A 23,576-nucleotide genomic window follows, 5' to 3' on the forward strand; every position below is an offset into this window, starting at 1 on the left:
GAATGCCCCAGTGCTTGCGTATCCATTTGGCTGCGTCCAGCACTATCAGGCTATCGAGAAGATCAAGCAGGTCCACCTCAGCTGCGCCTTCGACGATGCACTGAAAGACGCAGCCATATCGCCGCTGTCACCGCGCCAAGGCCAGCAAGCGCCATGTCCTTTTGCGGGTCCCAGATATCGCCCTGCTGACCGTTGTAGGCGTCTGAATCAGGCCCGGCCATGACGACCGTCAGCTGCCATTCGAAGATCTCGTAGATCGCGCTTCCGGCAAGGACGAACTCGACCGCGATGTAGGTGGCAAGGCCCAGCGAAAGGCCGCGATGGCGCGAGAGCCAGCAGGCGATGGGCCATGCCCAGAGCAGGCCGAAGCTGAAATGGACGAGGCGGTCCCACGAATTGCGCGGCAGGCCAAAGGCGTGATCGACCGAAGGCAGGCCGAGCGCGGCGAGCCATTGCTCGTAAGGAACATAGGAATAGATGTAGCGCCCGCCGATTGTGTGAAGCGCCATGAACAGCGCGATGCACAGGACCGCGCTGTTGGGCATCGGCCAGCGGCGCAGGGCGAGCCATAGCGCGGCGACAATGACCAGCGTGGGCAGGTTCTGCAGCGGGGCGAGTGCGGGATAGGGCGTATCGATCAGGCTGAACAGCGCGCCTGCTGCGGTAGCCCCAAGCAGAAGCGCCTGCGGTCCCGGTATCCCCGCGACCGCGCGCAAATCAGTACTTGCCCCAGACGAAGCGCGAGGACAGCGCGAAGTTCCAGACCGAGCCGAGCACGATGCCGACGATCACCGCGATCACGGCGTGGAAGCCGATGGTCTTGAGCACGGCGGCCGAGCCGATGTTGGTGAGCAGGCCGAGCGAGCATGTCAGGCCGAACTGGGCCCAACCGCGCAGCAGCGGGCCGAAGCCGCGCAGGCGCTTGTCGGAATAGGTCAACTCATTGTTCAGCACGAAGTTGAAGGTCATCGCGATGATCGCCGCCAGAGTGTTGGCGGTGTTGAACGTCGCGCTTTCCGACCAGTTGCCATAGACGAAGCGTTCGCCCGCGATCAGCTTGAGCAGCACCCACAGCGCACCCAGCTGGACCGCAACGCCCATTGCGCCCACGGTGCCGAACAGCGCGAAGCGCGTCGGGATGATGCGACCGAGCCACTTGTCGTAAAGGCCAACGAGGAATTCGAACACTACGGTCTGGTCCAGCTTGCTCTCGCCCTCGACACGGGCAACGAAGTTGAGGGGGAATTCCTTGACCTTGAGCGGGCGGTCGACCGTCGCAAGGATATCGAGAAGGATCTTGAAGCCGACGCCGGACAGGCGATGCGCGTCGGCCCGCAGGGTCTCGGCGCGAAGCATGAAATACCCGCTCATCGGGTCCGAAAGTTCGACGCCGGTCACCTTGTTGGCGATGCGGTTGGCAAGGCCCGAGGCCTTGACCCGGTCCGGGCGGCCCCATTCTTCGGTGCTCGCCCCTTCGGCAAAGCGCGAGGCATAGGCGAGGTCGTATTCGCCGCCTTCGACCGCTGCGAGCATCTTCGGCAGCAGTTCCGGATCGTGCTGCTGGTCAGCGTCCATCACCGCGACGATCGGCGCGGCGGTGGCGCACATGCCCTCGATCGCGGCCGAGGCTAGGCCCCGACGGCCGATGCGCTCGATCACCCGGACGCGCGGATCTTCGAGCGCGATGCGGCGCACTTCGTCGGCGGTGCCATCGGGGCTGTTGTCGTCGACGAAGATCGCTTCCCAAGCCACGCCCTGAAGCGCGGCATCGAGGCGTGCGACCATCGGCGCGATATTGGCGCGCTCGCGATAGGTCGGCAGGATTACGGCTAGCTGGAGCATCGGTTGCGGCCCTTAGAGCCTTGCGAGCACCGCGTCACCAATTTCCGTCGTCCCGGCGGTCCCGCCAAGGTCGCGCCCGAGCACGCCATCGGCCAAGGTCCTGGCAACGGCGGCTTCCACGCGGTCCGCAGCCGCTGCCAGGCCAAGCGAATGGCGCAGCAGCATGGCCGCCGAAAGGATCGTCGCCATCGGGTTGGCGAGGCCTTGCCCTGCGATGTCCGGGGCCGAGCCGTGGATCGGCTCGTAGAGGCCGAAGGTGCCGTGCGCGGTCTGGCGTTCGCCCAGCGAGGCCGAGGCGAGCAGGCCGATCGAGCCGACGCACATCGAAGCCTGATCCGAGAGGATGTCTCCGAACAGGTTGCCGGTCAGCACCACGTCGAACTTGCCCGGCGCGCGCACGAGCTGCATCGCGGCGTTGTCGACGTACATGTGCTCAAGCGCGACTTCGGGGTATTCCCTGGCAACCTCGATCACCACGTCGCGCCACAGCTGGCTGGTTTCGAGCACGTTGGCCTTGTCGACCGAGCAAAGGCGCTTGGCGCGGCCCATCGCGGTGCGGAAGCCGACATGGGCGATGCGGCGCACTTCGCTCTCGCTGTACGACATCACATCGTAGCCTTCGCGGTCACCATTGGCGGCGGTGCGGAAGCCTTTCTCGCCGAAATAGACGTCGCCGTTGAGCTCGCGCACGATGACCATGTCGATCGCGCCTGCCACTTCGGGACGCAGCGCCGAATGACCTTCGAGGCCTGCAAAGACCTTGGCCGGGCGCAGGTTGGCGAAGAGGGTGAGCGCCTTGCGCAGGCCGAGGATGGCCTGTTCCGGGCGTAGGTGGCGTTCGAGCGAATCGCAATCAGGATCGCCGACCGCGCCGAACAGGATGCCATCGGACAGGCGGGCGATTTCGAGCGTTTCGGGCGGGAGCGGGTGACCATAGGCCTTGTAGGCCGCGCCGCCGACCGGGGCTTCCTTCATCTCGATGTCGCCAAGGCCGAGCGCTTCGATCACGCGGACCGCTTCACGCGTCACTTCGGGACCGATGCCATCACCGGGCAGAACCGCAATCTTCATGAATACCCCTTCGTGCTTGCGCTTACTCGCCGCTAATCCGTCTTAGCCTGTCGAGCAGAATCGCGCGCGACCCCATAACATCGCGCGCCCGATCGGCAAGCAGGCGGTTGGCAATTGCCTTGCCCTGGCGTTCGAGCCGGGCGAGCAGATCGGGCCAGGGCTCTTCCGGTGGCGGAGCAGGCGTGGTGCCATAGCCGACCTCGCGCAGCAGCAGCACTTCGTACCCCGCCAGCACCCGCGCCCAGCCGCGCGCAGAGGGCGCATGGCAGATGGCGTCGAGCAGCGAGGCAAGCGAATCGTGCAGCACGGGGTAGGGATGGCCTTCGGGCAGGGTCGATGCGGTCAGCGCACAGGCCCAGCCGATCCCGGCGCTGGGCAGCGGTTCGGACAGCCACGGCCCGCGACTGGCGACAAGCTCGACCCGGGCGGAGGGCAATTGCGAGGCGGCGCGACCGCGCACCTCGACATCGAGCAGGTTGCCGGGGATCAGCACGGGGCGCAAGGTCCGCCCCCGCGCTCCTGCCACATAGGCCGCGGCCAGCCCGTGGTCTGCGGTCATCAGCCGCACGACGGCGCCGTGCTCGCCATTGGGCAGGACCGAACAGAGAATGGCCGGGGTGCGGATCAGCATTGCCGTGAGGCTCTGCGCCTGAAAATTCCGCAGGGCAAGCAGACGAAAGATGCATAAGCTCGTTGGAACATCTCTCGATCTGCGGTAGTTTGAGGGACATGAAGCAGCTTTTCCAGCATGCCGCGTTGACCGATGGGGTCACGGTGCGAGTCGCCGTCAACTTTCTGCCCGAACAGTCGCGGGTGGAGGCGGGCAAATGGTTCTGGGTCTATCATATCCGTATCGAGAATGACGGCGACCAGCCGGTCCAACTTCTTTCGCGCCACTGGCGGATCACCGATGGCCGGGGCATGGTCAATTTCGTCGATGGGGATGGCGTGGTCGGCGAACAGCCGGTGCTTCAGCCGGGGCAGAGCCATGACTATGTTTCGGGCTGCCCGCTGGGCACCCACAGCGGCAGCATGGAAGGCCACTACACGATGCAGCGGGCAGATGGTTCGCTGTTTGATGTCGCGATTCCGTTCTTTCCGCTGGCAGCGCCCGCTCCTGCCAACTAAAGCCGGTTCGCAATGAAGCGGACGCACCTTCCTCTCAATGGCCTGCGCGTGCTCGATGCTGCGGCCCGGCACCTCTCGTTCACCCGCGCGGCTGACGAGTTGGCAGTGACGCCTGCAGCCGTGGGCCAGCAGATTCGCGCGCTTGAGGATCTGCTGGGCGTGGTGCTGTTCCGCCGTACGTCCAAGGGTCTGGAACTGACCGACGAGGCGATTGCGGGGCTCGACGCTATCCGCGAGGGATTCCTGCGGTTCGAGGAAGGCGTGCAGGCGATGCAGGCCGGGCAATCGAGCCACGTCTATACCATTGCCTGTCCACGTGATTTCTTCGCCGCGTGGCTCTCGCCCCGGCTTGCGGCGTTTCGCGCAGGTAATCCGCAGATGCGCTTCTCGCTGGTGGGCGGCGATGCCGATATCGACTTCACCGAGGCGAATCTCGATCTCGCGGTGCGCTGGGCCGAAGGGCCGGGCGAGCTTGAAGGCATTGCGCTGGGCAAGCCGCTGATGGTTACCGTCGCCGCGCCCGATGCAGCGCCGGACTGCCCGTGGATCGGCTGGCCGGGCGATCCTGCACCGGGCGGGGGTGACGTGGGCTTCTCGGTCGGCGATGCCGGCACGGCGATCAGCGCGGCCAGCGCTGGCCTTGGCCGAGCGCATGTTCCCTACCAACTGGTCGACAACGCCATCGGCATGGGCCGTGTGGTGGTACAGGGCGAGCCCGAGATTTCGCGACGCGGCTACTGGCTCGTCGCGCCGCTGCCGCAATGGCGGCAGAAGAAGGTCAAGGCGCTGGTCGCAGCGCTTTCGGATTGACGGTACGCATCTGGCGGGAGTTCGCTTCGGCCTTTGCCGCCTTCGGTTCGTCCCGTTGCGTGTGGCCCCTTACCGCCTGTTAACTGGCTCGTATTATCCATGTCCCGATGTTTACGGGGTCACGCACGCGCGCTGCTTGGGGATGGCTGCATGGCCGTCTTTCCCGACTGGCACGCGCCTCTGGCGGCCGTTGGCAACAGCGCGAGGGCGACAACTTCACCCTCGCCTACGCGCATAGCCTCTCGCATCGCCTGCCGCTGCTCTATCTCGTCGTAGTATTTGACCTCCTGCTGGTGGGGGCGCGCTTTCGCACGATGGCGCCGGGTTGGCTTGTCGCAGTGGGTCCGATCGCGCTGGGCAGCTTTTCACTGTGGCGGGCGCATTACTGGCGGCCATCGGCGGTGGCCGAGCGCAGTATCGATATGCTTCGCCACGATCTGAAGACCATGAGCTGGCTGGGGTCAGTGGCAGGCTTCCTGATGTCGTTGTGGTGCATGGCGCTCTACGTCTACGGCGACGAGGCAGGGCAGTCGTTCATCCACTACATCATGGCGGTCACGCTGTTCTCGGGCATCCTCGGGCTGGGCCATTCGCCGCTGACCGCGCTGCGCATCGCGATTGCCACGACGATCCCGACATCGGGCCAGATCCTGTTCGGCGGACATCCCAACGCGGTGCCGGTCATGGCGGTGCAGGTCGTGGTGACGACGCTGCTGCTGCTGATCACCAATGGCCATCACCGCGATTTCGTCCGCCTCGAACTCTCCCGCCAGCAGCTTGCCCGGCGCGAGCGCGAAGCGGCGCGGCTGGCGCAGGAGAACCTGCTGCAGGCGACGGTCGATCCGCTGACTGGCGGGCTCAATCGCCGCGCGATCCTTGCCCGGCTGGAGGAGGAGCTTGCCGAGACCGACACCACGCGCCCCCCGGCATGGCTGGCGCTGATCGATCTCGACGGGTTCAAGCACGTGAACGACACCTATGGCCATGCCGCAGGCGATGCCGTCCTGGCGGCCGTGGCCAACCGGCTTGAGGAACTCGAGCGGGTGCGCTGCTTCGGACGCCTTGGGGGCGACGAGTTTGCGGCTGTCCTCGATCCGGCGCTCGAGGAAGACGCGGTGCGCAAGCTGGCCATGGCGCTGTCGGAGCGGCTGCGCGCGCCGGTTCTGCATGGCGGCGCCGTGCTGCGTCTTTCGGGCTCTATCGGGGTGCACCGGCTCGATGGCGAGAGTGTGCGCGATTGCCTCGAGCGGGCCGATGCCGCGCTCTACAAGGCCAAGGAACTGTCCGACGGGGCCGTGGTGGTGTTCAGCCCCGATGACGAGGCGGAACTGCAGGACCGTGCCGCCGTCACGCGCCTGTTCAACGACAGCAATCTCGCCGACCGGTTGCGGCTGGTCTATCAGCCGATCGTCGATGCCGAGGGCGGTGGCGTGGTCGGGTTCGAGGCCTTTGCGCGATGGAGCCCGGACGGGCACCGCTGGTTGCCGCCGGGGCAGTTCATGTCCCTTGCCGAAGCGACCGGTCGCACGGGCGAATTGACCCGCATGGTCATGGAACGCGCCTTGCGCGAGTGCCCGGCGTGGGAGCATGGGCGCTGGCTTTCGATCAATCTCGGTCCGCGCGACGTGATGCGCGGAGGCACGGCAGACGCTCTGGCGAGGTTGGTAGAGGATGTCGGCGCGCCGCCGCATTCGATCATTCTCGAAGTGACAGAACGGGCGCTGCTCGGCGATCCACGGCGTGCCGAGGCGCGGCTTCAGGCGTTCCGTGCGCGCGGCTTCCGCATTGCGCTCGACGATTTCGGGGCGGGCTGGTCAAGCCTCAGCCAGGTGCACAGCCTGCCGCTCGACATGATCAAGATCGATCAGGAGCTTTCGCGCGCCCTTGCGACCGATCCGGGCGCGCGCACGCTGGTGGGCACGATCATCTCGCTGGCATGGCAGCTCGGCATCGACTGCACGATCGAAGGCGTGGAAGACGAATCGCAGGCAGCGACTGCGCGCGGGCTCGGCATCCGGCTGATGCAGGGGTACCATCTGGGCCGACCGCAGACTGCGACTGAAGCGCTGGCGCTGATCGGCAGCATGCCCGCTGCAAACGTGGTCAGCTTGCGGGCCTGACCTGTGCCCTGCCTCAATGCTCCAGCACGATGGGGCGCGGGGTTCCGGGCGGATGGAGGCGGCGGAACAGCTTGCCGTTCTCGCTGAACAGGACCAGTAGCAGGCTGAGGATGCCGCTCATCAGCAGCGCCAGCGCCAGGGGATGCGCGGTGCCATCGTAAGCCTGCCCGACGACGATGCCGATCACCGAGCCGATCACCATGCGCAGGAAGGCATGCATCGAATTGGCGGTACCGGCAGTGCGCTCGAACGGCTGAAGCGCGATCGAGCCGAAGTTCGCGCCGATGAATCCGATCAGGATCATGTTGGTGATCATTAGCGGCATGAACTGCCACAGCGTTTCGCCCGGTTGGCTGGAAAACCAGGTTTGCAGACCGCTAACGACGATGAACACGATGACCGCGGTGTGCGAGACCCGGCGCGCGCCGAAGCGTTCTACGATGCGCGAGTTCGAGAAGTTGGCCGCGGCCATCATCAGCGCGGAGAAACCGAACAGGACCGGGAACATCGTGCCCGCCCCGAAGTGTTCGCCCACCAGCTGCTGCGAGGAGTTCACGTAGCCGATCATCGCGCCGAAAGTCAGCGCGCCGCCGAGCACGTAGCCGATGGCCGAGCGGTTCGTTGCGGCAGCGGCCATGTTGATCGCAATCGACATCGGCCGGATCGGCTGGCGATATTCGGGATGCATCGTCTCGGGCAGGCGAATGAACACCCAGGCGCCCATGCCGACCGCCATCACCGCGAGAAACACGAAGATCCAGCGCCATCCGGCAAAGAGCAGTACGACCTGCCCGATGCTCGGCGCGAGCATCGGCACGACGAGGAACACGACCGAGATGATCGACATCTGCTTGGCCATCTGGTCGCCCGAGAAGCGATCGCGGATGATCGCGCCAGGCAGGACGGCAAGTCCGCCACAGCCCATCGCCTGCGCCACACGCATGGCGAGCAGCGCGTCGAACGACGTGACAAGCGCACAGGCGAGCGAGAACACCACGTAGATCGCGATGCAGGTCAGCAGCACTGGACGCCGTCCGTAGCGATCGGCCAGCGAGCCCGGGACAAGCGAGGCAAAGCCCGAGGCGAGCAGGAACGAGCCGACCACCAATTGGCGGCGGTTGGGATCGGTCACGTCGAGATCGCGTGCAATATCGCCCAGCGCCGGCAACATGGCATCGACCGCAAGCGCCTGTAGCGCCATGACGAGTGCCATCATCGCGATGGTCTCGCGCTCGCCCATCGCACGCGCGGGGCGCAGAGTACTGGAATCGTTAGAGGGCATTACGACCCTCTGGACGAGATCGAACGAGAATCCCACCCTTTATGTTGCGATGCGAAACGCGCGGGGCTGGCGCAGATGCTGACGTGGGCCTTTGAGGCCGAGCCGCCCGAAGATTTCCCGGCGATCAGCGATGCGCAGCGCCCCGGATATCGATGCAGTAGCTATCTCATTGTGAGAAGTCGCGTTTTTACAATGCATTCGCTGCGAATCAGCGTATCGCTCGCAGCCCTTCGGTGGGGGTATTCAGATGAACTTGCGGTGCGTGTTCGGCGGGCACAGACCCACGCGGGGTGAGGTTCTGGAACTGGCGTCCGGCCCGGTTTCGACTTGCCGCTATTGCGGGCGACCGATCAGGCGCCTCCGGCCGAAGAAATGGGTGAGGCGCCGCATCAGCAACTGAGCCTGCCTTTTCGTCGCCCGTTTTCAATTCCCCGTTTGTTCCTCATCTCACTGGCATCGCGCGCGATCGTCAGGTAACTACGATTTGCCAGCCATCGGGAGTGTGCTCCCATGGCGGCACAGGCGCGAGATGAGCTGACAGTTTGATCTACGAGTCAGAAACCACTCCGGCTTTGCGCAAGATCATCCATGTCGACATGGATGCCTTCTTTGCCAGCGTCGAACAGCGCGACGATCCGGAGATCCGGGGAAAGCCGGTCGCGGTCGGCGGATCGTCAGGGCGCGGCGTGGTGGCTGCGGCAAGTTACGAGGCAAGGCTGTTCGGGGTCCGCTCGGCCATGCCATCGGTGCGGGCAGTGCAGCTGTGCCCGGACCTGATCTTCCGCAGGCCGCGCTTCGATGTCTACAAGGCTGTCTCTCAGCAGATCCGCAGCGTTTTCCTGCATTTCACCCCGCATGTCGAGCCGCTCTCGCTCGACGAGGCCTACCTTGACGTGACCGACGACGTGCGCGGCATCGGCTCGGCCACGCGGATCGCTGAACTGATCCGCCAACGCATCCGCGCCGAAACCGGGCTGACGGCGAGCGCAGGGGTGTCCTACAATAAGTTCCTCGCCAAGATCGCCAGCGACCAGAACAAGCCTGACGGCCTATGCGTGATCCGTCCGGGTGAGGGCGCGCAGTTCGTGGCCGCACTGCCGGTGCGGCGCTTCCATGGTATCGGTCCGCGCGGCGCGGAGAAGATGGCAAGGCTTGGGATCGAAACAGGGGCGGACCTGCGCGCGAAGGACCTCGCCTTCCTGCGCGAACACTTCGGCAGTTCGGCCGACTACCTCTATCGCGCGGCGCGGGGCATCGACCTGCGGCAGGTCAAGGCGGGCCGTCCGCGCAAGTCGGTCGGCGGCGAGCGTACCTTCGAACGCGACATTTCGTCGGGCTCGGCACTGCGCGAGACGCTGGAGCGGATCATCGAGATCGTGTGGGAGCGGATCGAGCGCAGCGGTGCGAGCGGACGGACGGTCACGCTCAAGATGAAGTTCAATGACTTCACGCCGTGCACGCGGGCCAGATCCCTTCCCCGCGCCATAGCGGACAAGCAAGAGTTCGCGGTGCTGGCCCGCGAGTTGCTGGACGCCCAGTTGCCGTTGCCCAAGCCGATCCGGCTCATGGGCCTGACGCTTTCAGCCCTCGAAGGCGAGGAGCCTGACGAACCGGAGGAAGGCGCGGCGCCGCCTGTGCTTCAGGCCGAATTGCCGTTCTGAGTCTCCAGCCAGCGCACGACCATGGCGCGCACGGCCTCGCTGGTTGATGTCGGCAGATCATCGGGAGAAAAGAACTGCGCCTCCTCGATTTCGCGCCCATCGGCGAGCGGCGTGTCGCTTGTCGTGCCGGTGACAAGTTCGATGGCGTTGGTCCAGCCTTTGCGATCAAGCAGGATCGTGCCCAGATGTCCGGCGCGTTCCAGCCTGCAACCCGTTTCCTCCAGCAGTTCACGCCTCGCGGTATCGAGCGGACTTTCATCCCGTCCCAGACCACCCCCGGGCAGCATCCAGACGGTCCGGGCATGGTAGCTGTGCCGCACCAGCAGAACGTCGCCTGCAGGGTTGGCTGCGATCACGTTGCAGCCCCGCACGATCCGGCGGCTTCGCCGCCACCACCAAAGCCGCAAGGCGTGGGCGGTGCGCAGCACATTGCGGTGGATCGGGCGTGGGAGCAGGTGAAGCACAGGTAATCCTAGGCACAGGTCATGACACCTGTCACCCCGCCATACATGCCTGCTCGCGCCTGCGACGGGATTGCCAAGCGATTGTCATACTACCGTAGCAATCGGCTGCTTGGCCTTTTAGTGGATCAAGTGACGGGAGGCGTTTGTGAATCGTCCCCGTGGGGTTATGCCTGCCGCTGGAAGGGGAATTGCGCGCGTGAGACTCGGAGCAACGAAGCTGGCAATCGCGGGAGCACGTCCCCGGCTGCCGTCGTTGTACCAGATCGCGTGGTGGGCACTCGCTGCGGTCATCGCGCTGCTCGGCGCGGCCCTGTTCTGGGCCATCGTCACGCCCGTATCGTCGCTCGGGCAATGGACGGCGCAAGGTGTGCGAACGATGTCGCCCACAGCCCGCGCCGCGCTGTTTGCCAGCGTCGATCCGTTCAACCGCACTGCGCCTGGCCCAGCCGCCGCCGAACAATCTGGCGCGGTTACCTCGCTTGCGCTGACGCTTTTTGCGACACGCGCCATGGCAGATGGCAGTGGCACTGCGATCATCGCAGGTGGCGACGGGCAGCAGCAGGTCTATCGCGTCGGCGCGGAAGTCCAGCCAGGCGTCACGCTGGCTGCCGTCGCGTTCGACCATGTCGAGCTTTCGCGCAACGGGGCGAAGGAACTGCTCTATCTCGATCAATCTGGCCCTGCGCCTACGGCCCAAGGTGTGGTCGCGGCCAATCCCGTTGCGGCACCTCCTGCAAACGCGCCGGGTGGCGGCGTGAGCGTGGCGGCCTTGCGCAGCGGTGTGAACTTCGGCCCGCGCGCCGAAGGCGGGAAGGTCGTAGGCGTCGAGGTCCTGTCCTCGGGCGATGGCTCTGCCTTTCGTGCTGCAGGCTTCCAGCCCGGTGACGTGATCACCGAGGTCAACGGCAAGCCGGTGACCGGTCCCGGCGATGCGGCCATGCTCTCCGGTGCCATCCGCGCCGGAACTTCGATTGCGGTTACCGTCCGTCGCGGTGACCGCCAGCTTCCTCTTGCTATCACATTGGCACCATGACCTTGCGCAAGCTCCTATTCCCGAAGATGCTCCTCGGAGCCGCAGCGCTCGCCCTTGCCGTGCCGCAGGCCGCCATGGCGCAGTACACGCTCAACGTGCGTGAGGCGGACATCCGCGCGTTCGTGGCCGATGCTGCGGAAGTCACCGGGCGGACGTTCATCGTCGACAGCCGGGTGCAGGCCAAGATCAGCGTCGTGTCTGACCGTGCGCTGAGCCGTTCGGAATACTTCGAGGTGTTCCTTTCCACCCTGCGCGCCAATGGCTTGGTGGCCGTGCCGACCGGCAATGGCGCATTCCGCATCCAGCCGTCGGACGGAGCGGCGTCCAATCCCAGCCGCATTGGCAGCAGGGGGGCGGCGCAGAGCCAGATGGTCACCGAAGTGATCCGCCTGCGCGCGATCGACGCGGCGCAGGCCGTGGAAACGCTGCGCCCGCTGATCAGCAAGGAAGGCGCGATCACCGCCAACAAGGCGGGCAATTCGCTGGTGGTGGTCGACTATGCCGACAACATGCGCCGCATCCGCGCGCTGCTCGCCGATATCGACCGGGACAACGCCGCAACGCAGACGGTGATCCTTGAACACGCAGGCGCGCGCGAGATCGCAACGGCGCTGAGCCAGCTGGTGCCGCCAGGAGGTGAAGGCGCGCGCTCGCTGGCGACAGTCGTGGCAGTGGACAGCGCCAACGCAGTGCTGATGCGCGGCGAGCCGGCAACGCTGGCCAAGATGGCGGCGATGGCGCGTCAGCTCGATGCCAAGGCTGCGCTGGGCGGCGAGATCAAGGTCGTCTGGCTCGATTATGCGGATTCGGCAGCGCTCGTGCCGGTGCTTGAGCGACTGCTCGGCGGGCAAGGCGGGGGCGAGGTCGCCTCGGCCAGCTCTGCGCCGGTTTCGCTGGGCGGAGTGGGCGGTAACCAGACGTCGACGGCGGGCATGCAAGGCTCGACCGGGCAGGCCGCGACGACGGGTGGCACTCAGACGAGCCCGATCGGCGCGACTTCTGGCGGGCTGGGCACCGGACCGATCAAGCTTGCCAACGGGCGCGGGACGGCGACGATCACGCGCTATCCTGGCGCCAACGCGATCATCATCGCCGCGCCCGCCGACGACCAGCGCCGCATCAGCGAAGTGATCCGCCAGCTCGACGTGCCGCAGGAACAGGTGCTGGTCGAGGCGATCATCGTCGAGATATCGAACAACGTGGCAAGGGAACTGGGCGTCCAGCTGCTGTTCGGCGGCAAGGACAAGCCCTTTGCCGTGACGAATTTCTCCAACTCCTCGCCCAACATCATCGATCTTGCGGGTGGATTGCTGGCTGACAATCTCAATCAGACGACCACGGTGATCAACGGCGATACCGTGACCACTACCACCAACAGCACGGCCGGAGACCTGTTGCGCGAGAACGCCGCCACCAAGGCCCTTTCAGCCAGCGGTGCCTATACCGGCTTCCTCACCGAACTGTCGAAGGACACCTACCTTGGCGCGCTGATCAATGCGGTGCAGACCGACAAGAACTCGAACATCCTCTCGACCCCGCACATCACCACCAACAACAACGTGCCCGCCTCGATCCTGTTCGGCCAGGATGTCCCCATTTCAACTGGCGAGGCGCTGTCGCAGGGCAATTTCAACGACCGCTTCCGCACGATCCAGCGCCAGAACGTGGGTATCGAACTGGACGTTACCCCGCAGATCAACGCCGGCAACATGGTGCGCCTCGATCTGCGGCAGGAAGTCAGCTCCATTGCGGGCACGGTCTCGCGCACATCGAACGAACTGATCATCAACAAGCGCGAGATCAAGACGACGGTGACGGTGGGCGACCGCGAGATCGTGGCGCTGGGCGGACTGCTTGACGACAACGAGCAGCGCACGCTTCAGAAAGTGCCGTTCCTCGGCGACATCCCGCTGCTGGGCGAAGTGTTCAAGTCTCGCGCGCGCAGCCGCGTCAAGACCAACCTGATGGTGTTCATCCGCCCGACGATCCTGCGCAATGCGGCGGACCGGGCGGCACTGGCGGCGCGGCGCTATGGCGTGGTGCGCAATGCGCAGGTCAACTTCAACGCCAAGCAGGAGCCGAGCATCGACGAACTGATCGTCGACTACATGGGCGCGACATTGCCCGCAGCACCTTCCGCACAGGTCGCGGTCGTCGCGCCCGGCGATACGCTGATTCGCCCGCGCGCGACGCCGGGGCCGCTCGAACAGTCCGAACTTCCGCCGAGCAGCGCGCAGAACTGAGCGATGGACAGCGTGCAGGACATCGACGGGATCGACGAGCCGCTGGTCGAAGCGGTGACCGTCGTCACGCCTGCGCCCCATGCGCCGGTGCCCTATGCCTTCGCGCGCGACAACGGGTTGCTGGTCGAAAGCATCGATGACGATCGCGCGGTGGTGGCGATGCGCGAAGGGGCACGGGCGCTGGGCCTGCTCGATCTGCGCAGCGCGTTGGGCCGTGAGCTTGTCGTCAACCGCGTGAGCGCGGGCGAGTTCGAGAAGCTGCTGGCTGATGCCTACGCCATGGACGGCGCAGCCGCCGCCGTGGCGGGCGACATGGGCATTGCCAATGACGGGCTCGATCCGCTCGCGCTCGGCCTGCCCACCGCCGAGGACCTGCTGGACAGTGCCGACGACGCCCCGGCGATCCGCCTGATAAACGGCCTGATCGCCGAGAGCCTGCGGCAGGGCGTTTCGGACATTCACATCGAACCTTACGAGACCGCGCTGGTCGTGCGGATGCGCGTCGACGGGGTCCTGACCGAGAAGCTGCGGATGCCGCCGCATGTCGCTCCGGTGCTGGTCAGCCGCATCAAGGTCATGGCGCGGCTCGACATTGCCGAGCGGCGCGTGCCGCAGGACGGACGTATCTCGTTGAGCCTCGGCGGCAAGCTGGTTGACGTCCGCGTCTCCACCCTGCCCAACCGCGCGGGCGAGCGGGTGGTCATGCGCCTGCTCGACAAGGAGAACGCCGGGATCGACCTCGCCGGGTTGGGTCTCGACGCCAAGGCCGAGGACACGCTGCGCCGCGCCATTGGCGAGCCCAACGGCATCGTGCTGGTCACCGGACCGACCGGCTCGGGCAAGACCACCACGCTCTATGCCGCGCTGCGCGGGTTGAACGACGGTGCGCGCAATATCCTGACTGTGGAAGACCCTGTGGAATACGCTGTGGATGGCGTCGGCCAGACGCAGGTCAATTCCAAGGTCGGCCTCACGTTCGCAGCGGGCTTGCGCGCAATCCTGCGCCAGGATCCCGACGTCGTGATGGTCGGCGAAATCCGTGACCGCGAGACGGCGGACATCGCCGTGCAGGCTTCGCTCACCGGCCACCTCGTGCTTTCGACCGTCCACACCAACGATGCAGCGGGCGCGATCACGCGGATGCGCGACATGGGGGTAGAGCCGTTCCTGCTCGCCTCCACCCTGCGCGCCGTCATCGCGCAGCGGCTTGTGCGTCGCCTGTGCCCCCATTGCCGCGAAGAACGCGTTCTCGATGCGGGCATGGCCGATGTGCTGGGGATGAAGGCCGGGCGCGTGGTCCACACCGCCAAGGGCTGCGTCGAATGCGGCCAGACCGGCTATCAGGGCCGCGTCGGCGTGTTCGAGGCGCTGCGGGTGGACGATGCGATCCGCCAGATGATCCACGACAACGCCGACGAAGCGGCCATTGCGCGCCACGCCTTCGCGGATTCCCCTACGCTCGCCAAGGCCGTGCGGCGGATGGTCAAGGATGGCACGACCTCGCCTGAGGAAGCGGCGCGCATCATGCGGCGGGACGGCTGATGGCGCGTTTTGCCTATCACGCGATTGACCCCAAGGGCACAGAACGGCGCGGCGCAATCGAGGCTGCCACCGAAGCCGCCGCGCGCGAGAAACTCGCCGCGCGCGAATGGTACGTGGTCAGCGTCCAGCCCGATGCCGCCGCCTCTGCCCGTCGCGCGGCGACCAGCACCAGCGGCATTGCGCTGTTCGCCACCAAGCTTTCGGCCAAGCAGCTTGCGCTGTTCACCCGGCAGCTGTCCTCCCTGATGGTCGTCAGCCCGCTCGAGGAAACCCTGCGCACCATCGCGCGCCAGACCGAGAAGCCCAAGGCGCAAGGCATCCTGTCCAACGTCCACGCCGGAATCGTCGAAGGCCTGCCGCTGGCCGAGGCGATGCGGCGCGAGGAGCCGAGCTTCCCGCCAATCTACCGCGCGATGATTGCTGCGGGCGAGAACTCCGGCAGCCTTCCTGCCATCGCTGATCGACTGGCCGACATGCTGGAGCGGCAGGCTCAGGTGCGCGGCAAGATCATCGCCGCGCTCGCCTATCCCATCGTGCTGTCGTTCGTGGCGATTGCGGTCGTCACCGGCCTGATGATCTCGGTTGTCCCCCGGGTGGTCGAGCAGTTCGACAACGCCAGCCGCCAGCTACCGATGCTGACGCGCGTGGTGATCGGTATCTCGCAGTTCCTCAGCACGTGGTGGTGGGCGCTGCTCGTGCTGATCGCGCTGGCGGTGATCGCCTTCGTTCGCGCCTTGCGACAGCCCGCCTTCAAGCTCCGTTTCGATGCGGCCCTGCTGCGCCTGCCCTTCATCGGCAAACTGATCCGGGACGTCCACGCCGCCAGCCTCGCCCGCACGCTTGCCACGATGATCGAGGCGCGGCTGCCGCTGGTCGATGGCCTGCGCCTCGCCACGCGCACTGTTTCCAACGCCGTGCAGGCGCAATCGCTCGCGGGCATTTCCGAGAAGGTCCGCGCCGGCGGCTCGCTCTCAACCGCGCTGCGCGAGGCCGGGACGTTCCCGCCGCTACTCGTCTATCTCGCTGCGAGTGGTGAGGCCGCGGGCCAGCTCGGCACCATGCTCGAACGCGCCGCCGATTATCTCGAGCGCGAGTTCGAAGCTTTCACCGCCGCTGCCATGGCCCTGCTCGAACCCGCGATCATCGTGGTGATGGGCACCATGGTCGCGCTCATCATCCTCGCCATCCTGCTGCCGATCCTGCAGCTCCAGAACCTGACCGGACTGTGATCATGACTGAAGACGCCCCGAACCAGACCCCCGATACCGAGGGCAAGCGCCGCCGCAACGGCTTCAGCCTCGTCGAACTGATGGTCGTGATCTTCATCATCGGCCTGCTCGCCACGGTCGTCCTGATCAACGTCCTGCCGAGCCAGGACAAGGCCATGGTGGTCAAGGCGCGCAGCGACATCGCCACGCTCGAACAGGGCATGGAAATGTACCGCCTCGACATGGCCAGCTACCCCGGACAGGGCGAGGGACTCACTGCGCTCAAGTCTCCGCCTGCCAACCTGTCGATGCCGCAGAACTACCGTTCGGGCGGTTATGTGAAAGACATCCCCAACGATCCGTGGGGCCATCCCTACCAGTATCAGGTGCCGGGCCGCGATGGCCGTCCGTTCGAGATATTCTCGCTGGGTGCCGACGGCCAGCCGGGCGGCAGCGACCTTAACGCCGATATCTACGCCGGACAGAAGTGAAGCGCGCCAGTGGCTTCAACCCCGCAACCTGCTGACGACCTGATCGTCCTGCTGCCAGCCAAGCCGGGAGAATCGTGGCGTTGGTGGCGCGTGGGCGCAGACGGGTTTGGGTCGGAGCACCATCACTTGCCCGGTACCGCTGAAGCGCCTTGGGGCGAGGTCGGAACGGTGACTGTTCTGGTCCCCTCGTCCGATGCCCCGGTAACCGACAAGGCCCTGCCCGACATGCCCCCTGCACAGGCGCTTGCGGCGGAGCGGTTGGCTCTGGCTCAGGGTGGTCTGACGAGCCAGCTCCACGTCGCCGTCGGCACCGACAGCGGGCGCCTGCTGTCATCTCGGGTTGCGGCATCGGCGATGGATCACTGGCTGGCGGCACTGGCAAGCGAAGGACTCGATCCGCAAGCGTTGGTTCCGGCCGCACTGGTCCTGCCGCGTACTGAGGGCACGCTGGTTCTCGCCTCTGTCGGCGGACAGCTTCTGGCACGCAGTCCCGATGCAGCCTTTGCCGCCGAGGACGCGCTGGTTTCGATCCTTGCCGAAGGGCTGGAGCAAGCCGCGCTCGATGAAGACATGCTCGCTCTGCGTCTTGCCGACGTCCACGCAGTGCCGCCGCTCAATCTGCGGCAAGGCATCTACGCACCGCGCCGCGTCTCGGTGTTCAGCACGGCGGACTGGATGGGCCTTGCCCGCATGACCGCCACGGCCGCGCTGCTCGGCCTGCTCCTGATGCTGGTCTGGATCGTGAAGTGGAATGCCGACAGCAGCGCCGTTGAATCGCAGGCTCTCGAACTGGCGCAGAAGCACTTCCCTGCAGCGACCGATCTCGACACGGCGGAGCGCCTGCTAACCACCGAACTCGCCAAGCGTGGCGAAGGCGGCACCAGCTTTGCCGCGCCCACTGCAGCACTGCTCGAAGCGATGCGGCCTGTGCCGGGGGTCAAGCTGCGCGATCTCGGCTACGGTGCGGATGGCACCTTGCGCTTCACCGCTGCCGCGCCCCGCCCAGAAGACGTCAACGCGGTGCTGATCGCGCTGCAGAATAACGGCTGGAAGGTCACCGTGCCGCCTGCGCTTGCTCCCGATCCCACTGGCGCGACGGTCGCTGCAATCACGGTGAGGGCACCATGATGCGCCAAGTCTCGGCCTGGTTCCTCGGGCTTACGCAGCGCGAACGAGCGCTGGTCGGCGTGGCCGGTTCTCTCGCGGCTGTGGTGCTGCTGATCTATGGGTTGATCCTGCCGCTCGGGACTGCGCTTGACGATGCGGCCGTTCGCCATCGCGAGGCGACCGAGCGGGCAGGGCGCATGGTTGCCGGGCTCGACGCCCTCAAGCGCGCTCCGGCAGCGCGGGGCGCGGCGCTGGCCGGTCCCGTCGATCAGATTGCCAACGCGAGCGCGCAGGATGCAGGGTTCGTTGTCCAGTCGGCACAGTCGCGCGGCAGCGACATGGCGGTGCTCGTCATCCCGACCGCGCGGCCTTCGGCAGTGCTCGCATGGCTTGATGGTCTGGGGGCCAAGGGTTTGGCGGTAGAACAGGTCACGATCACGCCCGCGCCCGATGGCACCGTTTCCGTAAACGTCACATTGCGCAAGGCCGGATCATGATCGGACGGTGGATCTTCGTGCGCGGGCGAGCACTGGACCGAAGGGACCGACTGGCATTGGCAGGGCTCTTCGTTCTTGCGCTGCTTGTCCTAATGCCGCTGCGACTGGTGCTCGGCCTGGCAATGCCGGAAAGCGTGACCGCGCGCAGCGTTGAAGGCAGCGTCTGGGACGGACGGATTGCCGATCTCAAGGCGGGGCCAGTCCCGCTCGGCACGGTCGAGGCAGGGTTGGAGCCGCTCCCGCTGCTGATCGGACAGGCGCGCTTTAGCATTGCGCGGGAAGGCTTTTCGGCAAAGGTCGGGCCGTCGCGGATCGCCAATGCCAACGGTACGGTGCTCCTTCCCGATGGACTCGGCGGACTTCCCGTCACCTCGCTCGGCTTTGGCGATCTCACGGTCGTGATGGACGGCGGCCAGTGCAGCGAGGCGCAAGGCACACTCAGCCTGACCCTCGCCTCGCTCGGACCGCTGCTGCCGGATGCGATCACGCTGTCCGGGCAGGCGCGTTGTGAGAAAGGCGCGCTGATCGTGCCGATGCGCGGCCCTCAGGGCATGGAACGGATGACGCTGAAGCTTGGCGGCGACGGGCGCTGGCAGGCTGACCTGACGCTTACCGGCCTGCCGGAGGAAGACGTCGATGCACTGAAATCAGGCGGGTTCGACGCCCGTCCCGGCGGCATCGGCATCGGGACGAGCGGAACCTTATAAGCGTCAGGCCAACGTTTGCGTCAGGAACCAGGCGCGCTGTTCGGCCTGATCGGTCCAGTCGTCGGCCGCGCCTTCGGTGGCGTTGTCGCCCGCGGCGGTCGCGGCGGCCTTCACCGCGCGGATCGCTTCGACCAGCGCGAGGTTGTCGTCACGCAGGTTGCGGACCATTTCCATCGCGTCGATCTTCGAGCGGTCATCGTCCTTGATCGAGGACTTGCCGGCAATCGCGCCGATTCCGGTCAGCGTGTCACCGCCGTTCTTGCGCACGCGTTCGGCAATGATGTCGGTCAGAGCGAAAAGCTCGGCTGCCTGCTCGTCGAACATCAGGTGCAGATCGCGGAACTGCGGTCCAGCCACGTGCCAGTGATAGTTCTTGGTCTTGAGATAGAGCGTGAAATAGTCGGCCAGCAGGCCGTTCATGCTGTCGATCAGAGCCTTCTTTGCATTGTCTCCGGGCATGACATTCCCCTTTCGTGTCCGGGTGGATGAGCCTCCTATACGCCGGACTCACTGAAAGGTTTCACGCAAAGACATGGCGATATTTATCGATTGAAGCGATCAATTGCCTCTCGTGCTTCCCCGAAGCAGGGTAAGGCCTGCAAGCGCCGAAATGACAGATCCGCCGAGAATGCCGATCTTGGCTTCCTCGACCAGTGCGGGGGCAAGCGGGAAGGCGAGGCCTGCGATGAACAGGCTCATGGTGAAGCCTATGCCGCAAAGCAGGGCAAGACCCCAGAGCTGGCGCAGGCTTGCGCCCTCCGGACGTCGGGCAAGTCCGGTACGCTCTGCCAGCAGAATGCTGCCAAGGATGCCGGCCTGCTTGCCAAGCACAAGCCCGAGCCCGATGGCCAGAGGCAGCGTGTGCGAACCTCCTGCATTTGTCGCCAGTGCCACGCCTGCATTGGCCAGGCCGAACAGGGGCACGATCACGAAGCCGTTGGGCGCGACCAGAGCGTGCTCGAGCCGCAGCAGCGGACTGTCGTGCTTGCGGTTCAGGGCCAGCGGCACGGTCAGCGCCGCAAGGACACCAGCGATGGTGGCGTGGACGCCTGAATGGAGCACGGCGTACCACAGCGCCACCGCGCCAATTACGTAAGGCGCAAGTGCTTTGACCCCCAAGCGGTTGACGATCACCAAGGCGACGAAGATCGCAGCGGCCACGCCAAGCCACGGGAGGTTGAGGCCGCTCGTATAGAAGAACGCGATGACCAGCACCGCGCCCAGATCGTCGACGATGGCTACCGTCAGCAGGAACAGGCGCAGCGAGGGCGGCAAGCCCTTCCCGGCGAGCGCGAGGACGCCGATGGCAAAGGCGATGTCGGTCGCCGAAGGAATGGCCCAGCCGCGGTGCAGTGTCGGTTCGCCCACAGCGACTGCCAGATAGACAAGGGCAGGGATCGCCATTCCCGCAATGGCGGCCAGCACCGGAAGGCGGCGGCGGCGGGGGTCCGAGAGTTCGCCCGCAAGGATCTCGCGTTTGATCTCAAGCCCCACCACGAAGAAGAACACTGCCATCAGCGCGTCGTTGATCCACAGGTGCAGCGTGTCGAGCTTGGCCACCGGGGTCCACGGCAATGCGTGATGGAAAAGGTCGTGCCATCTGTCCGCGAGCGGCGAGTTTGCAATGGCCAGCGCGATGGCAGCGCAGACCATGAGCACGATCCCGGGGGCTGCCTCGTTATGGCTCAGTCGGTGCCAGAGGCGGCTAAAGTCCGGCATTCCTGCCATTTTCGAATCATCCCTTGGTTCCTGAAGGCCTTGCAACGGGCATAGCTAGCGCTTGTGCCCGCGAGGGCGGAGTGCGTCAAACGGGAGCAGGGTCTTGTTGGGATGGCCATCCTATCCCGCGCTACAATGGCTGGCGGTGGTGGAGCATGAACTTCTCCTGTTCGCCGCCATCTGGTTTTCCGTGTTCGCTCTCGATGAGCTGCTCCTCGATCTGGCATGGTTGCGGTTGCGCCTGCTCGGACACGGGCGGACACTGCGGGTGTCCGGTTGCGGCGATGCCGAACTTGCCGGAGTGGCAGCAGTGCTCGTCCCCGCCTGGCACGAAGCGCAGGTTATCGGCACGATGGTCACCCACACCTTGCGCAGTTGGCCTCATCGCCACTTGCGCATCTACGTCGGCTGTTATCGGAACGATACGGCAACACTGACTGCGCTTACCGGAACGGAGTCCGATTCGCGCCTGCGCGTAGTGGTCCACGATTGCGATGGGCCGACGACCAAGGCAGACTGCCTCAACCGTCTCTACCGTGCCATCTGCGAGGACGAGCGCCGCGCGCGCCTGCAGGTGCGGGCGCTGATCCTCCACGATGCCGAGGACATGGTCCACCCCGCCGCGCTCACCATGATGGACCGCGCGCTCGACAATGTCGATTTCGTCCAGTTGCCGGTCCGGCCGGAACCCCAATGCACCTCGCGCTGGGTCGCCGGACACTACTGCGACGAGTTCGCCGAGGCTCACGCCCGCGACATGGTCGTGCGCCATCACATCGGCGCGGCACTGCCCTCGGCAGGCGTCGGGTGCGCATTCTCTCGCCGGGCCATCGACAGGATCATCGCACATCGCGCCAGGGACGAGCCCTTCGCTGCGGAATGCCTGACCGAGGACTATGAAAGTGGCCTGCTCGTCACTGTCACGGGCGGGCGCTCGGCGTTCCTGCGGATGCGTGCGCACGACGGCACGCTCGTCGCCACACGCGAGTTCTTTCCCGGTGGCATTGCTGAAGCGGTCCGGCAAAAGGCACGCTGGGTCCACGGCATCGCCTTCCAGGGATGGGACCGGCTTGGCTGGACCATGCGGCTGTGTGACTTTTGGATGCGACTGCGTGACCGTCGCGGACCGCTGGTGGCCGTGGTGATCTGCGCGGCCTATGCGCTGCTGCTGCTTTGGCCGGTGCTGTTGCTGGCGCAGCAGGCGGGGCTGGCCGAGCCTGTCCCCGACGGGCCGCTGTTGCGCGCCCTTCTGGCGTTCAACTTTGCCAGCCTCGTCTGGCGGCTCGCCATGCGGGCGCTCTTCACCGCACGCGAATACGGCCTGCGCGAAGGTCTGCTCGCTGTCTTGCGCTTTCCGCTGGGAAACGTCATCGCGGTCATGGCCGCGCGCCGTGCGCTCATGGCCTATGTCCGCGTGCTCCTTGGCGGCCGGCTGCGCTGGGATCACACGGTCCACACGGCGCACCTCGCACAAGTCCTGCCCCTTGCCCTACCCCTGGCGGAGTCGCGCCCCCTTCCGGCCCCGGCCTGATGGCGCAACCCGCGTCCGCCCGGCGCGGTCAGCCGCTGCTTGCGCTCGGCTTTCTTTTCGCCGGATGGACCGCATTGCGGATCGCCATGTGGGAAGCATCGCCTACAAGTGCAGGCACTACCGGGATCTCGCTCACGGCGGCTGAAGGTATTCCACCATCCGCCACGCCCGCGGATGCCATCCTGAAGCGTCGCGACCCGGCCCGCCGACCGGCCGCAACACGCGCGCCCGCTCTCATCGGGCCTGTAAAGCGCCAGCCCCCCGGTGCGGCAGCTCCGGCGATGCCTTGGCCGCAGCAATTCGCATGGCAGGCGAGCGTCCTGAACCCCGCGCATGCACTGGCGATTCCGCCTCGTCGCCAGTCCCAACCAAAGGCCGAAGACGAGTTCTACGAACCCCTGGTGGAAAAGGACGACCCGCGCTGGAGCGGCGAGAACTGGGTGCTGATGCGAGCAGGCAGCGGCGATGCGGCGCAGGCTCCCGGTGCTGCGTCCTATGGCGCGAGCCAGGCCGGCGCGATCGTGCGCTACCGCCTCGGCAAGGGCGAAGTCGGCTCGTCCTATGCCTACTTGCGCACGTCGCTGGCCATCAACGCTCCCGGCCAGGATCGCGAAGTCGCCATCGGCTTCGGCATGCGCCCGGTGCGCAAGCTTCCGCTGCGTGTTCTCGTCGAAGCGCGGCTGCAGGATACCAAGGCCTCGCCAATGCAGGTGCGCCCGGTGGCAACCGTGATCACCGAACTGCCATGGCAGCGCCTGCCGCTCGGCTTCCGCGCCGAAGCCTACGGACAGGCAGGCTATGCCGGCGGACGGGGGGCAACGCCGTTCTTCGATGTCCAGGCTCTGCTCGACCGACCCTTGCGCGGCGTGGTGCCGCGCAACAACGATCTCCGGGTCGGCGCAGGCTTCTGGGCAGGCGGACAGGAGGGTGCTGTCCGCCTTGACGTAGGGCCCCGCCTGTCCTTCCGCATCGATCCCGGACGTCTGGCCGGACCGAGCCGCGTCGCCCTCGACTGGCGCTTCCGCCTGGCCGGAGATGCCCGCCCTGACAGTGGTCCCGCCATCACCGTGACATCCGCCTTCTGAAGGCACAGCTTTTTGCCGCAAACCCACCCTTGCGG

Annotated in this window: 22 protein-coding genes; 14 read left to right on the top strand and 8 right to left on the bottom strand. The window is 66.0% G+C overall.

Annotation, left to right across the window (positions count from 1 at the left end):
* Positions 1 to 77: 77 nt before the first annotated feature.
* Genes ACZ1JW_RS08405 through recO form a run of 4 tightly spaced genes read right to left on the bottom strand, consistent with a single transcriptional unit; the run spans position 78 to position 3,544 of the window.
* Positions 78 to 716 carry a DUF2238 domain-containing protein gene (locus ACZ1JW_RS08405; protein WP_465142651.1) on the bottom strand — a complete coding sequence of 213 codons (639 nt, stop codon included), beginning with the start codon at positions 714 to 716 and terminating at the stop codon, positions 78 to 80.
* A gap of 1 nt (position 717) precedes the next feature.
* Positions 718 to 1,842 (bottom strand): glycosyltransferase, encoded by a 1,125-nt coding sequence (locus ACZ1JW_RS08410; protein WP_465123989.1) that lies wholly within the window; start codon positions 1,840 to 1,842, stop codon positions 718 to 720.
* 12 nt (positions 1,843 to 1,854) lie between these two features.
* Positions 1,855 to 2,913 carry a 3-isopropylmalate dehydrogenase gene (gene leuB / locus ACZ1JW_RS08415; RefSeq protein WP_465142652.1) on the bottom strand — a complete coding sequence of 353 codons (1,059 nt, stop codon included), beginning with the start codon at positions 2,911 to 2,913 and terminating at the stop codon, positions 1,855 to 1,857.
* 22 nt (positions 2,914 to 2,935) lie between these two features.
* Positions 2,936 to 3,544 (bottom strand): DNA repair protein RecO, encoded by a 609-nt coding sequence (gene recO / locus ACZ1JW_RS08420; protein WP_465142653.1) that lies wholly within the window; start codon positions 3,542 to 3,544, stop codon positions 2,936 to 2,938.
* Between the two features lie 98 nt (positions 3,545 to 3,642).
* Between recO and apaG the strand changes: the two genes are divergently transcribed.
* The 3 genes from apaG (at position 3,643) to ACZ1JW_RS08435 (ending at position 6,971) form a co-directional block, all read left to right on the top strand.
* On the top strand, positions 3,643 to 4,041 hold the full coding sequence (apaG, locus tag ACZ1JW_RS08425) for a Co2+/Mg2+ efflux protein ApaG (RefSeq protein ID WP_465123987.1): 399 nt from the start codon (positions 3,643 to 3,645) through the stop codon (positions 4,039 to 4,041).
* A gap of 12 nt (positions 4,042 to 4,053) precedes the next feature.
* Complete coding sequence (locus ACZ1JW_RS08430; protein WP_465123986.1) at positions 4,054 to 4,851, top strand: LysR family transcriptional regulator; 798 nt, start codon at positions 4,054 to 4,056, stop codon at positions 4,849 to 4,851.
* Between the two features lie 107 nt (positions 4,852 to 4,958).
* Entirely contained in the window at positions 4,959 to 6,971 is a 2,013-nt protein-coding gene (locus tag ACZ1JW_RS08435) for a putative bifunctional diguanylate cyclase/phosphodiesterase (protein ID WP_465142654.1), read from the top strand.
* Between the two features lie 13 nt (positions 6,972 to 6,984).
* Here the strand turns inward: ACZ1JW_RS08435 and ACZ1JW_RS08440 are convergent, their stop codons facing one another.
* A complete protein-coding gene (locus ACZ1JW_RS08440; protein WP_465142655.1) occupies positions 6,985 to 8,253 on the bottom strand; it encodes a multidrug effflux MFS transporter in 1,269 nt (422 codons plus the stop codon).
* 596 nt (positions 8,254 to 8,849) lie between these two features.
* Between ACZ1JW_RS08440 and dinB the strand changes: the two genes are divergently transcribed.
* Entirely contained in the window at positions 8,850 to 9,914 is a 1,065-nt protein-coding gene (dinB, locus tag ACZ1JW_RS08445) for a DNA polymerase IV (RefSeq protein ID WP_465142750.1), read from the top strand.
* On the opposite strand, the gene ACZ1JW_RS08450 is transcribed toward dinB, so the two are convergent.
* Positions 9,893 to 10,378: an NUDIX domain-containing protein gene (locus ACZ1JW_RS08450; protein ID WP_465123982.1), complete on the bottom strand. Its 486-nt coding sequence runs from the start codon at positions 10,376 to 10,378 to the stop codon at positions 9,893 to 9,895. The two genes, dinB and ACZ1JW_RS08450, sit on opposite strands and share 22 nt — an antisense overlap.
* A gap of 253 nt (positions 10,379 to 10,631) precedes the next feature.
* On the opposite strand from ACZ1JW_RS08450, the gene ACZ1JW_RS08455 reads away from it, so the two are divergent.
* The 8 genes from ACZ1JW_RS08455 to gspN are packed head-to-tail and all read left to right on the top strand — an operon-like array spanning position 10,632 to position 19,206.
* Positions 10,632 to 11,411, top strand: a complete 780-nt coding sequence (locus tag ACZ1JW_RS08455) for a type II secretion system protein N (RefSeq protein ID WP_465142656.1) — start codon at positions 10,632 to 10,634, stop codon at positions 11,409 to 11,411.
* 26 nt (positions 11,412 to 11,437) lie between these two features.
* Positions 11,438 to 13,654 carry a type II secretion system secretin GspD gene (gene gspD / locus ACZ1JW_RS08460; RefSeq protein WP_465142657.1) on the top strand — a complete coding sequence of 739 codons (2,217 nt, stop codon included), beginning with the start codon at positions 11,438 to 11,440 and terminating at the stop codon, positions 13,652 to 13,654.
* Between the two features lie 3 nt (positions 13,655 to 13,657).
* Positions 13,658 to 15,196 carry a type II secretion system ATPase GspE gene (gene gspE, locus ACZ1JW_RS08465; protein ID WP_465123979.1) on the top strand — a complete coding sequence of 513 codons (1,539 nt, stop codon included), beginning with the start codon at positions 13,658 to 13,660 and terminating at the stop codon, positions 15,194 to 15,196.
* Entirely contained in the window at positions 15,196 to 16,425 is a 1,230-nt protein-coding gene (gene gspF / locus ACZ1JW_RS08470; protein ID WP_465123978.1) for a type II secretion system inner membrane protein GspF, read from the top strand. Before gspE ends, gspF begins: the two co-directional genes overlap by 1 nt.
* A 2-nt stretch (positions 16,426 to 16,427) precedes the next feature.
* On the top strand, positions 16,428 to 16,895 hold the full coding sequence (gene gspG / locus ACZ1JW_RS08475; protein WP_465123977.1) for a type II secretion system major pseudopilin GspG: 468 nt from the start codon (positions 16,428 to 16,430) through the stop codon (positions 16,893 to 16,895).
* A 9-nt stretch (positions 16,896 to 16,904) separates the two neighbouring features.
* Positions 16,905 to 18,023: a type II secretion system protein GspL gene (gspL, locus tag ACZ1JW_RS08480; protein ID WP_465142658.1), complete on the top strand. Its 1,119-nt coding sequence runs from the start codon at positions 16,905 to 16,907 to the stop codon at positions 18,021 to 18,023.
* Entirely contained in the window at positions 18,020 to 18,499 is a 480-nt protein-coding gene (gene gspM / locus ACZ1JW_RS08485) for a type II secretion system protein GspM (RefSeq protein ID WP_465142659.1), read from the top strand. Before gspL ends, gspM begins: the two co-directional genes overlap by 4 nt.
* Positions 18,496 to 19,206 carry a type II secretion system protein N gene (gene gspN / locus ACZ1JW_RS08490; RefSeq protein ID WP_465142660.1) on the top strand — a complete coding sequence of 237 codons (711 nt, stop codon included), beginning with the start codon at positions 18,496 to 18,498 and terminating at the stop codon, positions 19,204 to 19,206. The genes gspM and gspN overlap by 4 nt, the downstream gene beginning before the upstream one ends.
* A 3-nt stretch (positions 19,207 to 19,209) precedes the next feature.
* Here gspN and ACZ1JW_RS08495 read toward each other — a convergent pair whose 3' ends face one another.
* Positions 19,210 to 19,665, bottom strand: a complete 456-nt coding sequence (locus tag ACZ1JW_RS08495; RefSeq protein WP_465142661.1) for a Dps family protein — start codon at positions 19,663 to 19,665, stop codon at positions 19,210 to 19,212.
* A 99-nt stretch (positions 19,666 to 19,764) separates the two neighbouring features.
* Positions 19,765 to 20,934 (bottom strand): Na+/H+ antiporter NhaA, encoded by a 1,170-nt coding sequence (nhaA, locus tag ACZ1JW_RS08500; RefSeq protein WP_465142662.1) that lies wholly within the window; start codon positions 20,932 to 20,934, stop codon positions 19,765 to 19,767.
* A 94-nt stretch (positions 20,935 to 21,028) separates the two neighbouring features.
* On the opposite strand from nhaA, the gene ACZ1JW_RS08505 reads away from it, so the two are divergent.
* A complete protein-coding gene (locus tag ACZ1JW_RS08505; RefSeq protein ID WP_465142663.1) occupies positions 21,029 to 22,456 on the top strand; it encodes a glycosyl transferase family protein in 1,428 nt (475 codons plus the stop codon).
* The gene (locus ACZ1JW_RS08510) at positions 22,456 to 23,541 is read left to right on the top strand and encodes a hypothetical protein (protein ID WP_465142664.1); all 1,086 of its coding nucleotides are present in this window, start codon (positions 22,456 to 22,458) and stop codon (positions 23,539 to 23,541) included. Before ACZ1JW_RS08505 ends, ACZ1JW_RS08510 begins: the two co-directional genes overlap by 1 nt.
* Positions 23,542 to 23,576 lie beyond the last annotated feature (35 nt).

The organism is Novosphingobium sp. BL-A-28-Hi1-0D, assembly GCF_055521755.1.

Bases quoted from the DNA above. Each gene is read 5' to 3' on its own strand.
- ACZ1JW_RS08410 (WP_465123989.1), bottom strand. From the start codon at position 1,842: ATGCTCCAGCTAGCCGTAATCCTGCCGACCTATCGCGAGCGCGCCAAT.
- leuB (WP_465142652.1), bottom strand. From the start codon at position 2,913: ATGAAGATTGCGGTTCTGCCCGGTGATGGCATCGGTCCCGAAGTGACG.
- recO (WP_465142653.1), bottom strand. From the start codon at position 3,544: ATGCTGATCCGCACCCCGGCCATTCTCTGTTCGGTCCTGCCCAATGGC.
- apaG (WP_465123987.1), top strand. From the start codon at position 3,643: ATGAAGCAGCTTTTCCAGCATGCCGCGTTGACCGATGGGGTCACGGTG.
- ACZ1JW_RS08430 (WP_465123986.1), top strand. From the start codon at position 4,054: ATGAAGCGGACGCACCTTCCTCTCAATGGCCTGCGCGTGCTCGATGCT.
- ACZ1JW_RS08435 (WP_465142654.1), top strand. From the start codon at position 4,959: ATGTTTACGGGGTCACGCACGCGCGCTGCTTGGGGATGGCTGCATGGC.
- ACZ1JW_RS08440 (WP_465142655.1), bottom strand. From the start codon at position 8,253: ATGCCCTCTAACGATTCCAGTACTCTGCGCCCCGCGCGTGCGATGGGC.
- dinB (WP_465142750.1), top strand. From the start codon at position 8,850: ATGGATGCCTTCTTTGCCAGCGTCGAACAGCGCGACGATCCGGAGATC.
- gspD (WP_465142657.1), top strand. From the start codon at position 11,438: ATGCTCCTCGGAGCCGCAGCGCTCGCCCTTGCCGTGCCGCAGGCCGCC.
- gspE (WP_465123979.1), top strand. From the start codon at position 13,658: ATGGACAGCGTGCAGGACATCGACGGGATCGACGAGCCGCTGGTCGAA.
- gspF (WP_465123978.1), top strand. From the start codon at position 15,196: ATGGCGCGTTTTGCCTATCACGCGATTGACCCCAAGGGCACAGAACGG.
- gspG (WP_465123977.1), top strand. From the start codon at position 16,428: ATGACTGAAGACGCCCCGAACCAGACCCCCGATACCGAGGGCAAGCGC.
- gspM (WP_465142659.1), top strand. From the start codon at position 18,020: ATGATGCGCCAAGTCTCGGCCTGGTTCCTCGGGCTTACGCAGCGCGAA.
- gspN (WP_465142660.1), top strand. From the start codon at position 18,496: ATGATCGGACGGTGGATCTTCGTGCGCGGGCGAGCACTGGACCGAAGG.
- ACZ1JW_RS08495 (WP_465142661.1), bottom strand. From the start codon at position 19,665: ATGCCCGGAGACAATGCAAAGAAGGCTCTGATCGACAGCATGAACGGC.
- nhaA (WP_465142662.1), bottom strand. From the start codon at position 20,934: ATGGCAGGAATGCCGGACTTTAGCCGCCTCTGGCACCGACTGAGCCAT.
- ACZ1JW_RS08510 (WP_465142664.1), top strand. From the start codon at position 22,456: ATGGCGCAACCCGCGTCCGCCCGGCGCGGTCAGCCGCTGCTTGCGCTC.